Source organism: Pseudoalteromonas sp. AWH4_217 (genome assembly GCF_056161105.1).
Genome location: NZ_JBSWYM010000012.1, coordinates 185,310 through 201,607 on the forward strand (window position 1 = coordinate 185,310; position 16,298 = coordinate 201,607).

Annotated in this window: 11 protein-coding genes; 3 read left to right on the forward strand and 8 right to left on the reverse strand. The window is 49.9% G+C overall.

What is annotated here, in order from left to right; translation table 11 throughout:
• Window positions 1-312 precede the first annotated feature (312 nt).
• Window positions 313-1,977, reverse strand: a complete 1,665-nt coding sequence (locus ACXAH1_RS16270; protein ID WP_475198079.1) for a hypothetical protein — start codon at window positions 1,975-1,977, stop codon at window positions 313-315.
• A 65-nt stretch (window positions 1,978-2,042) separates the two neighbouring features.
• Entirely contained in the window at window positions 2,043-3,911 is a 1,869-nt protein-coding gene (locus ACXAH1_RS16275) for an alkaline phosphatase PhoX (protein WP_475198081.1), read from the reverse strand.
• A gap of 251 nt (window positions 3,912-4,162) precedes the next feature.
• Here ACXAH1_RS16275 and ACXAH1_RS16280 point away from each other — a divergent pair, with 251 nt between their 5' ends.
• Window positions 4,163-4,717: a DUF6942 family protein gene (locus ACXAH1_RS16280; RefSeq protein ID WP_475198083.1), complete on the forward strand. Its 555-nt coding sequence runs from the start codon at window positions 4,163-4,165 to the stop codon at window positions 4,715-4,717.
• On the opposite strand, the gene ACXAH1_RS16285 is transcribed toward ACXAH1_RS16280, so the two are convergent.
• Genes ACXAH1_RS16285 through ACXAH1_RS16300 form a run of 4 tightly spaced genes read right to left on the reverse strand, consistent with a single transcriptional unit; the run spans window position 4,707 to window position 10,539 of the window.
• Window positions 4,707-5,372, reverse strand: a complete 666-nt coding sequence (locus ACXAH1_RS16285; RefSeq protein WP_475198084.1) for a class I SAM-dependent methyltransferase — start codon at window positions 5,370-5,372, stop codon at window positions 4,707-4,709. The genes ACXAH1_RS16280 and ACXAH1_RS16285 overlap by 11 nt on opposite strands.
• Before the next feature lie 9 nt (window positions 5,373-5,381).
• A complete protein-coding gene (locus ACXAH1_RS16290) occupies window positions 5,382-9,038 on the reverse strand; it encodes an AAA family ATPase (RefSeq protein ID WP_475198086.1) in 3,657 nt (1,218 codons plus the stop codon).
• Window positions 9,035-10,255, reverse strand: coding sequence for an exonuclease SbcCD subunit D C-terminal domain-containing protein (locus tag ACXAH1_RS16295; protein ID WP_475198089.1), 1,221 nt, complete (start codon window positions 10,253-10,255; stop codon window positions 9,035-9,037). Before ACXAH1_RS16295 ends, ACXAH1_RS16290 begins: the two co-directional genes overlap by 4 nt.
• Window positions 10,256-10,308: 53 nt before the next feature.
• Window positions 10,309-10,539 (reverse strand): hypothetical protein, encoded by a 231-nt coding sequence (locus tag ACXAH1_RS16300; protein ID WP_253044687.1) that lies wholly within the window; start codon window positions 10,537-10,539, stop codon window positions 10,309-10,311.
• Window positions 10,540-10,963: 424 nt separating this feature from the next.
• Between ACXAH1_RS16300 and ACXAH1_RS16305 the strand changes: the two genes are divergently transcribed.
• Window positions 10,964-11,458, forward strand: a complete 495-nt coding sequence (locus ACXAH1_RS16305; protein WP_475198091.1) for a DUF6702 family protein — start codon at window positions 10,964-10,966, stop codon at window positions 11,456-11,458.
• 339 nt (window positions 11,459-11,797) lie between these two features.
• Here ACXAH1_RS16305 and ACXAH1_RS16310 read toward each other — a convergent pair whose 3' ends face one another.
• Both ACXAH1_RS16310 and ACXAH1_RS16315 read right to left on the reverse strand, forming a co-directional pair.
• A complete protein-coding gene (locus ACXAH1_RS16310) occupies window positions 11,798-13,249 on the reverse strand; it encodes a metallophosphoesterase (RefSeq protein WP_475198093.1) in 1,452 nt (483 codons plus the stop codon).
• An 87-nt stretch (window positions 13,250-13,336) separates the two neighbouring features.
• The gene (locus ACXAH1_RS16315; protein ID WP_475198095.1) at window positions 13,337-14,134 is read right to left on the reverse strand and encodes a substrate-binding periplasmic protein; all 798 of its coding nucleotides are present in this window, start codon (window positions 14,132-14,134) and stop codon (window positions 13,337-13,339) included.
• 169 nt (window positions 14,135-14,303) lie between these two features.
• On the opposite strand from ACXAH1_RS16315, the gene ACXAH1_RS16320 reads away from it, so the two are divergent.
• Window positions 14,304-15,881, forward strand: coding sequence for an alkaline phosphatase D family protein (locus ACXAH1_RS16320; protein WP_475198097.1), 1,578 nt, complete (start codon window positions 14,304-14,306; stop codon window positions 15,879-15,881).
• Window positions 15,882-16,298: the final 417 nt, after the last annotated feature.

Sequence of the window (16,298 nt, forward strand, 5' to 3'; positions counted from 1 at the left end):
AACTTATACGAGTTTTTCACATGGCGCTAAAGCGGCTGAAATTAACTCACAGAACCACCTATTCCCGTCACCCCGGCCAACGAGCCGGGGACTAATTGAAAAACAAGTCGGTCGCATAAGGTACGAGTGGCTAAACGTCCCTGTAGGGGCTTCCGGCTTTTCATCCATGAAAAGCGCTAAGTGAGCGGGGGCGCCGAGTCTGCGACGATTATCAATCGTCGTTCTCATAAGGTACGAGTGGGCACACGTCCATGTGGAGGGCTCCCGGCTCGGCGTCCATGCCTCGCGTTCACAATATTCGATGATAATTAATCATCGAATATTGTTCACCCAATCAAGTTGCATGTCCCATTGGTGTTGGTTTTCTTCTTTTAACGGGGCCTGGGAGTCATCTACTTGTTGCAGTACGTTGCTTGCTTCAACCAGCGTTGCGTCGCGGCCGAACAGGTAGCTTTGCTCTTCCACTATGGTTCTGTATGCTTTGTTCAGTGCCAGCGCCCGTTCTTTTGATGGGGTGATCAGCTCGTACAGGTTATCTGCCGACTCGACTTTTTCTTTGTCTACCGTACCATCTGCTTTAAACCACTTTTGCAGCATTTCGCGGTTCTGGCGGAATTCGTCGCCACCGCCAACGCGATTCATATAAGTCAGGAACTCACCGAGTGTTTCGCCTTTGTTGGGCACATCTTTCATTTCTTTGAGGTTGATATAGCCCCAGCCGCGTGCGCCTTCTACTTTGCGAGCAAATGAGAAGGTCTGGTCGTAGGTTGAGCCTATGGTTTTGTGACAGCCATTACAAAACGCCAGCTCCTGCTTATGCTGTGGTCTCAGGTTACCTTGCTTGTCTTCGATGTAGCCATTGATAGTCCAGCCAAAGGTGTTGTTGATACCCTGATCGCCCAGATACAGGGTTTGTGGCAGGTTTCCGAATTCTTTTTCTTTTTCTTCGCGATGATATGAAGAGTTCAGTGACTGGCGGGTCTTAAACCTGTGCTTTTTCATGTAGCGTACTTCTTTCATACGCGGCGCGTTGTAAATGCCACCATGTTCGTCCACACCAATGTAACGTACGGTATGCAGGAACTCAGTTTCCTGGGGGTACAGCATATGCGCCAGTGCATCTGTGGCATCACCCACATAATGTGATTGCCTCGTTATCTCGCTGATTTTGGTGAGCTGATTGTCGCCATTTAAATCCTGGCCAATGCGCTGCTCAGAGATTGTAGGAGTAGAGATCTTATCCAGACCTTTTAGCGTCAGCTCAACCAGACTCAGGTTTGCCAGGTACACGTCCTGATTGTATACCCCACCTTTTGAGCGAAACGCTTCGGGCAAACGGATCATCACGTCGCCCGTGGAGCCGTTGGTGGGCCAAAACGTCGACGGGAAAGGCTTGTAGTTAAACGCCACCCAGCCGCTGCCGTCTCTGGCAAAGCCCATCTCATCAAAAGCTTTTTCCGGATAGGCCAGATTTTCCAGCGGGGTTATTTCACCTCGCCATTGCTTATCTTGTTTCAGCTTTTCGATAAACGGGGTGTAATTATCCTGATTGATCCACGCCATGATCTCTTTATCTGGCATACCTGCGATCAAATCAGTCCTGTCAACAAAGAGGTTTTTCCAGTGATTTTTCAGGCCCAAGTCAGAGAATTCATACACGCCCTGCAAATGGCCATCGCGCATCGCATTCGGTCTTTCTGGCTCTTGCTGATAAGACTGATGGCAGGCATAACAGGGGTTATTCACGCCATCGGTTTTGGTGTAACACTGGGGTGGGATCACGGACTCAGGGTTATAGACCTCATCGTGTTCCATGTAAGCGGTTGCCGGAATATCATCACCGGGTTTGTACGGTGCAGCTTTATGCGCTGACTGCGAGGCGATTAGTTCTGCAGCTTTATTATGATGTTGTGCTTCTTCGCAGCCGGTCAGTGCCAGGCCAGTAAGTACTGCCAGGCCGATTACTTGGTATTTCATTTTTATGACGCCCATTTTTGGATAAAAAAATGCGGTGCCGCGAACGGGCACCGCGAGTCTTACAATTACTTAGCGTTAGGATCGTACAACCACAAGGTGTTGTTTTCCTGAATACCATCTTCACCAATGATGATGCGGCCATCCTGCATAACAATCACATTATCAGGCTGAGACAACTGATTGACGTCACACTGTTCAGCATCAGTCAGGCTGGAGCGGTGCGTACCACCCATCACTACAGGCTCAATACGTGTCAGATTATAGTTGTTATCGATGTGCGCACGGTAAACACCACCACAATCTTTTACACGCGCAGACAGCTGAACATCACCCTCATCACCGATCATCGTCTCGTCAATGTCGGCAACACCGATATACATATAAGCCTGCTCAACCACTTCGCCAGGCACCCTGTCCTGACCCGTGACGGCTTCTACTACGCGGTCGTAGTTGATGCTGATCCCTTCCAGCTTATGCCACTCTGCCGTAGCACCTAATTGTTTAGCCGCCTGGCGAGACTCAAGGAATGCGGCACGGTTATCCATTGGCTTGCCCGCCGTAACCAGACCACCACCTTCAGCAAGCGTTGGGTAGGTTGCTTTACCTTCTGCCCAGGCTTTTACGTCAGCCACAGACAGGTAACTTGTTTGACCTTCAACAAAGTCTGCGGTGCTGATTTCATCATACTCGGCAATCCAGGCTTCAATTTCGGCATTGGTGCCCGATGCAATTTCAACCCATGTAATATCAAAGCCAGTCACCGCCGGATCGTTCAGGCCCTTGTCCTGAGTCAGCTTCGCGCCATAAAGCGTACCTGAACTCAAATCTTTAGGTTGATCCGCAATAAACTTAAACAGTACGCCACCGGTATCATCCTGAGAGGAATACACAGTGCGTTCATCCGGCATAACCACGGAGTTTTCGTGCTCGTAACGACCAATGGTAAAATGTTTCACAATGTCTGGCGTATCCGAAAGCGGATTTTGCACTTCAGCAATATAACCGTAGCGATAAGGATTAGGGAATTCAGGTGCAACCAGCTCTTTCATTCTGTCAATCTTCATAAAGGCCGGATCATTCCAACTAGCATGTTGAGTAGTGCCAACGTCAGATCTTACAATCCATTCTTCAGACGTCAACGGCGTGCCCCAGGGAGATACAGAACCAAAACAGTTTGCCGCAGTGCCTTTTACTGCATCAAAGTCGAGCATCATGGCTTCTTCGATGCTCCATGTGCCCGCGTCGCTCTTGCTCATTTTAAGGCGGCTCATGCCACCCGGGTAAGCTTCCCAGTTAGTAAACAAATAACCTGTATTTTCTTCGTCAGCACTTGGAACAAAGCCATTGAAATCCGGATTGTCGTTTTCAAGGATTTTGTCACCTGAAGTGATGCCGTAGTGCACACCTAAACCACCCGCCAGGCCTTTTTCGCCCAAGTCGGCATACACATCACCTGTCTGACCCAGGATCTGATATTGACCAATCGCAGTCACAACTGTTTGCCTCTCAAACTCTGTAACTGGAACAGGTGAACTAACTATATTACGTGGCAACTCGTTGAAATTAACACCGGTTAATACGCCCACAGTGCCGCCATTGTATGGGCGTCCATTTCCATCTTCCGAAGTGTTCGCATCGCTTGGGTGCTGCACATTGAAGAACAAATCGCCTTGCTCGCTCAGGAACAAACCTGTGACTTCAGCGCCTGCTGGCACAGTGGCAATACGGATCAGGCCTGAGCCACCGTTTTGACCATCTTTACCCACGACACCGTCAGCACCATCAGTGCCGTTCGTGCCATTTGTACCGTTAGTGCCTTGCTCACCCTGAACACCTTGCTCGCCCTGAGGGCCTTGTTTACCATCATCACCATCACAGGCGGTTAATGCCACTGCGACGGCAGCGGCGATCAACGAATATGCTATGCGCTTCATTAGTTACTCCGAGTTAGTTGCTACGATTGCTACAGTTATTGTTATAAAGCGCACAATAGGTTGGGCTGAACCGGTTACAGACACATTTCTTAAATATTAATGTTTTCAGTCATTTATAAGTCAAAGATAAGACAACCAGGAAAGTTAGAGCGAAAGCTCAGTGTAAAGGGGGTTTACAGCTGATAACTCGAAAGAGCAGTACAAAAACAGATATAATACTCAGAGAATAGCAATCACCTTTTAGTGAGATCATGAATTTACCAACTTACGGATTTGGCGCAGAGCAGGGCGTGCTAGCCATTTATGTCGAGCACCCGCCAAAACTCGCAGAATTTCAAAAGTTAAATAAAGTCATAGCCTTACAGGCAGGGGAAATCGACTACATCAACCAGCAATGTGGTAATGGCTGGCGCAAAGTTTTCAATGTGTATGCCAAGTTTATAGCAGAACTCAGCCACCCAGATCACGATTTTACTAACCAACCAAAACACTATCCAAGCTGGCAAAAGTATCGGGATAAGCGGCTGTTACAGCAGGGGAGTCAGGAGGCTTTACTGTTTTCTGTGCCAGATCTGGCTGCCAATCGCTATGACTGGCACATCATAGCTGGGCGAACTTATGCAAAAGCTTTGCTCAGAGATCATATTCTTACTAACTCTTTGCACTGGATAGATGAGGAATTTGCCATCGACCCCCTTAATAAGTTGCTGATCTGCCCGTATTTGGATTATCGCCAGCTTAGTAATATTAAGATCTCAAAGCTGGCTGAGCTGATCCTGTCGGAGCATGCCAGAGTTATTGTCTGATACAGCTTAAGCCACTGAATCCTAGTGCTTTAAAGAACATATGAGCGGGGGAAAAACCGCTTTCATCCAGCAACTCAGCCAGCCTGATCCTATCGAGTGGGTAAAATTCGTGCTCCAGGTTATGGCGCATACGTTCTTCGCCGATATGAGTCAGGCCCATTGCGCGGCAGTGCTTCAGCTGAGCCTCGCGCTCAAACGGGGTCTCGGGCTTCATCAGATCCGCCAGTAACAGCTGTTTACCCGGCTTGAGATTATTATGAATTGACTCCAGTAGTGCCAGCTTAGCACCATCGTCTGTCACAAAATGCATCACCAACAGGCACAGTGCGATATCAGACTGATACTGGCCCGGCATCAGCGGCCCCGAATGTATGGTCACGCGCGATGACAATCCACAGTTAGTAAAATTTTGATCTGCGATGGCCAGCATATCGTCAGATACATCCTGGACGATGAATGTCCAGTTCGGATTACTCTCTGCCAGCTGCAGTACTTCTTTTCCGGTTCCGGCACCCACAATCAGGATCTCAGCCTGCTCGGGTAACAGTGTCTGTAATTGTGCCTGAACCAGTTCATGTAACAGTTGATAACCCGGCACCAGACGCTCAATACGACTGTCGTAATGGGTTGCTTCATCCTTTGTAAAACTGGGCATGGTGTCTCCTTATCGTTCGCTGATGGTGACTGACGAATAACCGCCTGACTGTTTTTGTACTTTAATTTGCGTCGCAACGCGTTCGGTCATTTCGGCCACATGGGAGATCACACCCACTTTGCGCCCCTGCGATTGCAAAGCATCGAGCGCATCCAGCGCCACACTGAGCGTATGTGGATCCAAAGTGCCAAACCCTTCATCGATAAATAATGAACTGATTTGAACCTGGTTTGATGACAGGGAAGCCAGACCCAGCGCCAGTGCCAGTGACACCAAAAATGACTCCCCGCCAGAGAGCGTGTTTACGCTACGCTGTTCATCGGCCATATCCCGGTCAATTATCGCAATTTCCAGAGACTGGCCTATCACCGTCAGGCGATAGCGATTACTCAGGCTGCAAAGGTGGTGGTTTGCATACTGCAATAAGATCCGCAGCGTCTGCGCCTGAGCCAGATTACGCATGGTTTTACCCGTGGCATCGCCGAGCAAGCGATTTAGCAAATGCCAGTGCTCATACTCAGCTTGCTGAGCCTGAAGCTGTTCATACTGTTCGGCCAGGTACGTTTTATTGTCTTCGTGCTGTTTTAGCAAGGTATTGACGCTGACCAGCTGGGCCTGCTTTTCGTCTCGCTCACGCTGCAGCTGTGTCAGTCTCGTATTGAGCTGCTCCAGGCTTTGCTCTGTTGCGGGATGAGCACGCAGTAGTTGAAGCTCTTCACTCAGGTGTGTGTGCTTACTTTGAGCACTCTGAAAAGCATTATGCAACTGTTCATATGTCTGCAACAGGGTTTGCCACTGCGTTTTATCCCATTGCAGCAGTGCCTCGACTTCGTCCTCAGTCAATGTCTCAAATTGCGCTTTTACCTCAGTGAACCAGGCTTGATAACGTACCTGGATTTTTTCTAGCGCTTCGTGCTGCTGTTGTTGCGACTGTTGTTTGTGTGCCAATGTCAGTGCCTGAGACTCCTGTGCCTGACGCAACTCGGCTGCATGTTGTGTAGCCTGAGTGAGCGCCGCTTCAGCGCTTTGCTGCGCGTCCAGCAATGACTGGTGCCAGTTGTCTGCGCTAATATCAAGAGGTTGTATCGCAGTACGCTCCCGCGTCAGAACATCACCTTGCTCAGCCAGTTGCAGACCTGAGCGCGCCGCTTTTTCGAGCTGCACCTGTTTATCATCACGCTGTTGCTCTAGTAGCTTCGCTTGTTGTTCATCGTTGCTGACTTTTTGTTGCAGCTCTGCAAGCAACGCTTGCTGGCGCAGCCGCTGTTGCACCTGCTCAGTCAGCGTTGCTATGGCATCATCAGGTGCTTGTTCAAACTGCTGCCACCATAACGACACTGAATATAGCTGTTTTACCTCAGCTAAGGCATCATGCTGCTCCGTTTGAATGTCCGTCAGCCTGCTCTGCGCATAAGCCAGCGACTGCTCGGCGCGCTCGATCTGGCTTTGCAACAATCGCAGCTGTTCTTCCTGTTGCTGCACTTCTCGCTGGCATGTCTGCTGTTGCTGCCATAGCTGTTGCTGCACCTTGCTAAGCTGACTGTAGGTGTGTAACTTTTGATCCAGCTGTGCCAGATATGTCTGCGGGTCGTCTGTATCACGCAACCCTGCTGGCAGCTGCGCTAAAATCTCTGCAACCTGACTGAGCTTTCTGCTGAGTTGCGCTTCATGCTGAAGCGCCGCCTGTAGCTGACCATTACACTTTTCAGCCTGGCCTACCAAGTCATGGTACCGTTGCTGTGTCTGCTCACGGGCCTTTTCTGCGGCCTGATATTGCGATTCAAAATCAGCTATCAGTGTCTGCCAGTGGCTGTCAATATGATCCACGCCATAGGGGTGCTCTGTCGAACCACACACCATACATTCCTGACCTGCAACCAGCTGAGCTCTTAAGTTGCTTACACTGTCACTGGCCCGAAAGCGCACCTGCTGGAGATTCTCCTGAGTCAGTAACACGCGTTGTCTGGTCAGTTCGTCCTGCTGCTCTGTATCTTTGAGCTGCTGCTGCAGACTATGATGCTGGTGCCTTAAGCGGTCAATGTGAACACGGTGTTCACCCTGTTCCTGCTCCAGCTCTTTACGCTGTTGCTGACTTTGTTGTGCCTGTAATAATTGAGTCCGCTGAAATTGCAACGTCTCATAATCGAGCCCGCTGAGCTCAGACTGAGTGGCACTCAGACTGGCCTGAACATCTGTCAGTTGTTGCTTTAACTCAGCCAGTTTGGGTTTTAGCGCTTGCTGTGCCGCTCTGTCTTTATCAATACTGGTCTGAGTTTGCTGCTGTTCAGCCACCTGTTTAAGACGTTGCTGCTGACAGCTCTGCCAGTGCGTCAACGCATTGCTGGCCTGCGACCAATGCGCACTCAATTGGCTAAGCTCAGGTTCGGAATCACAGCGAAGCTGCAATTGCGTCATTTCCTGTCGGTCAGTCTTCAGTTGTGTATTTAATTTTTCACCGCGTTGTATCAAGGTATCGTACTGCGCTTGCAGTTCATTGAGCGCCGCATTACTCTGTGCCAGCAGCTGTTTATTGGCTTCGCGCTGTTGATCCAGCTCACGCAATGCATGCAGGGCAGGCGCAGCTGCCTGTAATTGTTGTTTCGCCTGTGTAAGTCGCGTCTGAGCATCTTGCTGGGCACTCTGTGCAGAGCGGATCTGCGGGGTATAATCCTGCCGTTGCAAGGCACCGATATCCGCGTCCAACTGTGCTAAGCGGGCGGCAATTTCTCTGGCCTGAGTCCGGTTGTCCGCGATCACTTCTACCGACTGCGCACGCCTGGCTTTATTGTAGTCATCCTGTTGCTCCGCCAGACGCTGCTGATACTGTACCTGCTCCCGCTCGGCCTGATGACACTGTTGAGTCAGTTTTTCACAAGTTTGATACCAGGTAATTCCTTGTTCAAGGTTTTTTTCTTCCTGCCTGGCATCCGCAATAGATGTCGTCAACCCGGCCGCTTTAGCCTGGTGCTCAGCAAGCACCTCATCACTGAGCAGCGTTACGTGATTAAGCGCCTGTTTACGCTGCTCCAGCGCGTCCTGTTTGGCTTTATGATGTTCAAAAATCGCCTTACCTATCACACTGAATTTGGCCGTTCCGGTCAGGGTCTCCAGCAGCTGTGCCCGCTCATCACTGTTCGCTTTCAAAAAGGCGGCAAATTCATGCTGTGCAAGTAAGACTGCCCGGGAAAACTGCTCAAAGTTCAATCCTAACAGTTGCTCCAGCAGTTGTTTGGCTTCAGTAGTTTTGGTGGCAAGTATGGTGTCATCATTTACCCGTACAACCTGATGTTCGGCCTCTTTCACTCGCCCGTTGAGCTTATTGCGAGCACGGCTGACACGCCAGCTGGCACGATATTGCTCACCATCCTGTCCACAAAAAGTCACTTCAGCCAGGGCACTGACACAACCACGGCGCAATAGATTACGCGGATCATTGAGCTTAAGCTCATCGCCATTGAGTAGCACTTTGTTTTTGGCATCTGCTTTTAAGCGCGCTGTCTTCCCATAGAGCGCCAGGCAAATGGCATCCAGCAGGGTGCTTTTGCCTGCGCCGGTGTCTCCCGTGATGGCAAACAGGCCAGTATCTTTGAGCGGAGGTTGAGTAAAATCGATTTCAGCATCAGCCAGCGATGCCAGATTCTGAACTTGGATCCCTAATAACTTCATGCTTCCTGCTCCTGTACACTGGCCAGCACCTGCATCAGGCAATTTTGCAACGCATCGGGAACCGGTTGCTCGCTGTCAATTTGTGCCTCATACGCCAACTCCAGTAAACGCATAGGCTCCAGTTTCTCGACCTGACCCAAGTCTTCGAAGTAAGGCGTGTCTGAAGATTGTTGTGTTGTACTGATCCGCTCGATACCACAAAAGTGGACACGTTTATCAGTCAGCGCCTGCTCAATCTTAACGCGGAACTGGCTATCCGTGTCACTGGCATTGAGTCGCAGCCTCAGGTAAGGCGTCGCTTCAGGCTTGTCTTGATAGTCAGACAGATCCAAATCACTCAGTAACTCAAGCAGTTCATCCAACGTAGCGCCACCGCGTTCAGGGAGCAAAAGAACCGGCTTTAGGCGAGGAACGTCAAGGGGCTTTACACCACTGAGGGCATTGTCGGAAAACTCCACCAGCAACACCTGATGCCGATAGTTGCGCTCCGAAAATGACATGGGTAGGGGCGTCCCACAGTATCGAATGGATTCACTGCCTGCGACTTTTTGTGCTTTATGCAAATGCCCCAGTGCCACATAGTCAGGGCGCTCACCAAACACCGCAGCGGTAATGGCATCGAATCCACCTATCGTGATGTTGCGCTCAGAGTCACCTGAAATGCTGCCACCTTTCGCATGCAAATGGCCCATAGCCAGAACCGGGTGCTGTTCATCCAGGCTTTGATATGCAGCATGATAAGCACGCTCGACGCCTTGCTGATACGCCTGGGGGTCGTCAGGTTGGCTGTCCAGGTCGGCACTACGTAAAAAAGGCATAGCCACAACCTGCAACGTGCCCTGTTCGGTTACGAGTGTTTTAATCACATTCTGAGGGGAATGCTTATCAAAACGACCCACCACATGCGTATCAAACTGGCTCAGTAACGGCTTGGCTGTTTCTATTCTGTTAGCAGAATCATGATTGCCTGCCGTGATCACAATATGCAGGCCTGGGTTGTTCATTTTTGCACGTTTTATGAACGTATACAGTTGCTGCTCAGCCAAAGCAGAGGGCGTAGCACTGTGATAGATGTCGCCACTGACAATTAAAACATTGATTTGATGAGAGGTGAGCGTGTCGCACAGCCAGTCGAGAAAAAACTGATGTTCAGCGTGACGGCTGTGCTCATAAAACTGTTGACCCAGATGCCAGTCGGATGTGTGTAAAACCTTCATGCAGCGTTCCTTAACCTTAATGACGGTTAATATACACTGCTTAGACGAAGAGGTTAATGGCTGAGTTGACGCCAGGCGTAAATCACGACAGGTATCACCAGTAACCAAAGTGCTCTGAGATAACGGTTTTGTTTACCATGTAATCGTTTCAGTGCCGATTTTTCGTTACATGCGGCCACTTTATCAACGTAAAAATAGCCGTTGTCTAAATACTCTTTACAGTTCTGTTCGTCCGCCGGTATGGCAACGAGTTTCTCATGTTTTTTTAGTATGTAGAAATCCATACTGCTCACCACATTTTAAGCTAAACGGGTACTTAGTACAGAGCAAAACCAACGCCAGTTTTACTCGCCGATTGAAAAGTCCGCGATTTTACTGGGAATTTAGTTCCGATTTCAACCATTGAATTTGGCTTTTTTAATTTATTTGTAAAATAGAGACAATAAATTTGCAAAATGGGGACTTGGCACGGAAATTTATTGTCATTTTGACACACAGGTCATGTCATTTTTACATACCAAGAATGCAGGCCCGATACAGCCTTCATAACTTGCCTTCAATTACATCACACCTTTAACCAATGAAAAAACAAATGCGCTCACCGCATACTGATTATTTTAATCTGGATAACAAGGTCAGCAGTAAAATAACAATATTCAGCGCCAAATCGCGATATGATAGAGCCCGACAGTAACCAAGGGGGACCACATGAAGGATCGGCTGATTGCCGCACTGGCATTAATTTGGGTAAACACCGCAACAGCACACCAGATAAAGGCCGCGATGACAACAGTGCTGATTGACCCCGGTAGTGACCAGCTCGAACTCATGCACCGATTTTATCTGCATGACACAGAGCATGCCGTTGAAAAACTGTTTGGTGAAGAAGCTGATCTATTTCAAAACGCGTCAGACAGAACTCGCTTTGCTGAGTATGTGCATGCGACTGTAAGGCTGAAAGATGAAACCGGTAAAACCATACCACTTACCTTATACAGCGGTAGTATTGATGGTCAGTTTTTCTGGGTAACCCAGCGTGCCCCCATGCCCGATGTGTTGAATCGCCTGCAAATGCGTCACGACGCGCTCAGAGATGTCTGGTCAGAACAGGTCAATATGGTCAACTTCAAAACACAGGACACGGTCCACACTTTGCACTTCAACGGCGCTGATGACTGGTTATCGGTGAATTTATCTAAGTAGCCAACCATTTTTTAGCACCAATTAGCGCTAAAGTAGAGCTGTTTTCTCATCGAAAAAAACACATTCCCTTTGAATACCAGTACAATCTCCCTTGCTGCATTGCGAAAGCGTTATCCAGTCACAGTCAGGTTTAATTTCACGGTCAGTATTAATATCTGGCCAGTGTGCGGCGTCAGGGCACCCAGCATTTTGCACAGCTGGACTCGCTCAACCTGGCGCCCGAGCTGGCTCACCAGGGGTAAGCATCAGCCCAAACAAGGCGCTCACACCTGAGCAGGCAGTTGACCTGATAAACAAGGTGATTGTCGCCACTCATTCATCCCGTGGCGACCTGTTATCTTAGCGTGCAATCTGACAAAGCGCTTTACCTTGCTCAGCCTGCTTGCTGCCACACTTAAGGAAAACCTGCCCCTGGGTGTTGTAAAACTGCCCCTGCCATTGATTGTCTTTTTCCAGCTGAATCGTGATATAGCCAAACTCTCCCTGAGTATTGCCCTGCGCGCGTTTACCATCAATCTGAGTACTAAACCCGCTGTTAGCACCAGTTGAACTCAGGCTGACGCCACTGTTCCCCACCACCAACTGAGACGGACGACCGCTACCCTTACCAAAAGCCAGTGACTGGTAAATATGCATATGCCCCGACAGGGACAAGCTGACCTCAGGCGGTAACTGCTGTGACAGGGTAGTTTTGAGCGCCGTTTGCAGCATGTTTGTGATTGAGGGCGTGCCAACCGGGCCGCTTTGTCCCCACAGCGGTCTGTGTGTCATCATCCATAACGGGGTTTTCACCCGCGACGCGAGGTTCTGCAACTGGGAGTACTGGTCACGATATTGGCGCGTAAGGGTTTGTGGCGAGCGAGAATCGCAGGCATTGGCCGAATCCATCACCCACAGCGCCAGAGAGTCCAGCTCCAGCAGATAGGGGTCTATCATCACAATATGATCGCTTGCCTCGCTGGGCGGCTGGCTGAACTCCCCCTGATAAGGGCAAGATTGCTGTGCAATACCGTCGGGTAAGTCTGAACCAGGTCCCAGAAAGTAAAACCAGCCAGGGCCCGCGCGACTGCATAGTTCATGATTGCCTCGGGCAAATACCCAGGGGGCGCTGGCCAGCAAAGACTTAGCCGGTGCAAATAAGTCCGCCTGCCAGCTCTGCCAGGTATCAGGTTTCGGACTGCCACTGGCATTTTGCGAGTAATAGGTTTCAGTTAATCCACATGACGGGCCACCATAGCCACCATCTCCCGCATCATAAGCATAAATGTCTTTGCTGATACTGCCCGAAGTGCCGCGGTAGTTGAAATCGCCCATATGCAGGATTAACTGTTTGGTTTGCTGTGCTCCCAGATCCGCAAGCTGAGCAAAGGGCTGCGCTGCACTTACGCCTGCGCACACAGAACTTTTACAACCCGAATCACCAAACACCTGAATTTGCTCAGGTGCTAGGGTAACTGGCGCCAGTTCAATGCCGCCATAAGACAGGCGATACTGAGTATCCGGGCTGATCACAGCCTCACAAACCGACACCGGAAAATTATCTGGATCCGGATTTAACCGTCTGGCCCGGGTTTTTATCGCCTCACCACCTGAGGGCACCAATTGTGGGCATTGCTGATCTGTGATGTGTGCACCATCGACTATCGCTCTGGCATAGATTTGCACGCCACCTTTTTGCGTGGGTGCCAGCATAGTATATGCGGCGTAAACTTGCGGGTTATTGGCGGCACTGTCTGCAGTGCCCATACACCCAGAGAGTAAAACAAACAAAGGGAGAATGTGTTTGCGCATTGTTTTTTCCTTTATTGCGGCTCCGTTGGCTCCCTTAGTGTAGACCACATTAAAGCGGTAATTATATTACCGCCTGTTTCAGTTAGTTCAGCGAGGTACATTATGGTGGGTGTAGCGCTCCACCAGTTTGTCGATATCAGGGCGCAATCTTTCTATTACCCCATTAAAACGTGTCAGTTGTGCCGCATCAAACAACCCCTTGCGCAATAGAAAGTGCACCTGATTGTTATGGACCGGATAGTCCCATATATAGACGTTCTTTATGCCGAGTTTTCGCGCCATAAACCGGCCAAGTATCTCGTCTTCAATAATAAAGTCGACACGCTTTTTAGCCAGCATCTCGACGCGCTGAGTGCTACCAGAAATCCCGACCAGCAAATGCCCAAAGTTTGGACTTTCGGCGAGGTTTTTAAGCTCTTCGCCATAGTAAGAGCCAATACTTAAACCTATCCGGTACCCCAGCCGCAACAGCGCTTTTAAATCTATGGCCATACGTGGCTGACGAAGAGAAAAGAGCCGCATTTTTTCCCACCGGTAGGGGGCAGAAAACACCCCTAACTCGGCACGTTCCTGCACGTAGCTAACCATCAGCAAGACATCGACGGTTCCTTTACCCAGTTGATCTAAACTACGGGCAGACGTGGGCAGACGCAAAAAACGCGGACAGATATTCAGCTCGGCAAACACCTTGCGGGCAATCTCTACATCCAGCCCATATGCACCGGCCTCATCAACGGCCGTCAGTGGCGGCCAGTCTGCCACAACACCAATTTTCACTTCGCTGACGCACGGCTGCTGCGCACGAGCCTGCGACCCAAAAAACACCCCGCCCAAAATAAGAAAGCACCACACTCTGAGATACAACCTGATATCAATCACTCTCATCTGCTTATTCTCTGACCCAATTCCCTTAGTTATAGCCATTATCGCGTCAGTTTTAAATCAAAGCGGCTAGTTTGGCAGAAAAGCGCATTCAATGTAATAATTTTGCTATATAAAATTAACATAAACGCGTTTAAATACCGCCCAAAAATGATAATTAGAGTATTTACTTATGAGCCTATCCCGTCGCGAATTCTTTAAAACCAGTATGATGCTGTCCACCGTTCCCCTCACGCTGGGGCTGAGTGGCTGTACCTTTTCTCAAAGTCCATTCAGCCATGGCGTTGCCAGTGGCGACCCGTTAGATGACCGGGTGATCTTATGGACCCGCATTACCATTCCGCCCGAGGTGCAGGAGCGGGTTGATATGGCCACGCTCAGTGTTAAAGTGCTCTGGCAGGTCTCAGAGGATCCGCAGTTTTCTGTGCTGGTGACAGAGGGGTATGAGATAACCGATGGACAACGCGACTTCACCGTTAAGGTAGATGCAACGGGGCTTGCCCCCGATACCCGCTATTATTATCGCTTTATCATTGATGAGCTGGATAAGCCCATCACCTCGCCGACAGGGCGTACCAAAACTCTGCCAGCCTATGATGTTAACCAGGTTAAGCTGGCCATGACGTCGTGCTCGCACTTTAGCTATGGGTATTTTAATGTGTATGCCCGTATCGCAGAAATTGACGATCTGGATGCCGTGCTACACCTGGGTGACTACTTGTACGAGTACGGTAACAAAGATGTCTACCGTAATCCGTTCCTTTGGAACCGTAAAGTTCAGCCAGCTCACGAAATGGTGACGCTGGAGGACTACCGGGTGCGCCATGCCTGCTATAAAACTGACGAAGATCTGCAAACCCTGCATCAGACCCACCCCATGATCTGTATATGGGATGACCATGAATTTACCAACGATACCTGGTCGGGCGGGGCAGAGAACCACAATGACGGCGAGGGCGACTGGCAAACCCGTAAGGCAGCGGCCATTAAAACCTATTATGAGTGGATGCCGATCCGTGAGCCGAGTGACAACAACCGGGAGCGATCTTATCGCCGCTTTCAGTTTGGATCTTTGCTGGATCTGAATATGCTCGACACCCGTTTGATCGGCCGCGATCAGCAAGTTGAGATCAAAGATCCGGCGCGCCTGGATGAGTCACGTACTTTGCTGGGCTACGAACAGGAACAATGGCTGTACGACAACCTGTTTGAGGCCAAGCAAAACGGCGTGCAGTGGAAGCTGCTGGGCCAGCAGGTACAGATGATGCAAATTCAGATGCTGGGCAAACCCATCAATGGCGATGCCTGGGATGGTTACCCGGCAGCACGTCATCGTTTGCTTGATTTTATTGAACAAAACCAGATAGAGAACGTGGTGTTCTTAACCGGTGATGTACACTCGTCGTGGGCCGCAAACATCTGTAAAAACCCCTATGACTGGCACGAATACAACCGCTTTACCCACGAAGGGGCCATTGCGGTAGAGATCGTCACCTCGTCGGTCACATCACCATCAATCCCGGTGCCGGGCCTGCAACAGTTGGTGGGCGATGTTGGTAAAATTCTGATCCCGGAGAATCCTCACATCCGCTATATCGACCTGGCCAACCGCGGTTTTGTGACCCTGGACATCACTCAGGATGAACTAAACGCCAGCTGGCACCACGTGCCGTTCGTCGGCTTTAAGAATGATCAGTCGCACATTGGCAAGCGCTTTACCGTTAAGGCCGGCAAAGCCAAACTGGTTTAATCGCAGCACAAGTGGCACTTTTGCATCACTGGGTCGCATTAGTGCCAATTTGCAGCCTCATCTGGCTCTGCGACCCGCGGCGTAAAAGACCAAGCGACACATGCTTCATGGTCCATCTGCTGGTATGGCAGTGTATTCAAGTAGATCCCGCATCAAGTGCGGGATGACTGGTCGTGTTTGCTAGGTTGTGCGTTACTCGCTTAATCTCGCTCGTTTGCTAAAGGGCAACTATGTCTTTAGTTAGACTTTATTAAACCTTTGGCACATTCATATTTGCACTCAACTTTACCCACATATCCGTCATCCCAGCTTCGCCTCCGTCATCCCAGCTTAGCCTTCGTCATCCCGGTTTAGCCTTCGTCATCCCGGTTTAGCCTTCGTCATCCCAGCTTAGCCTTCGTCATCCCAGCTTAGCCT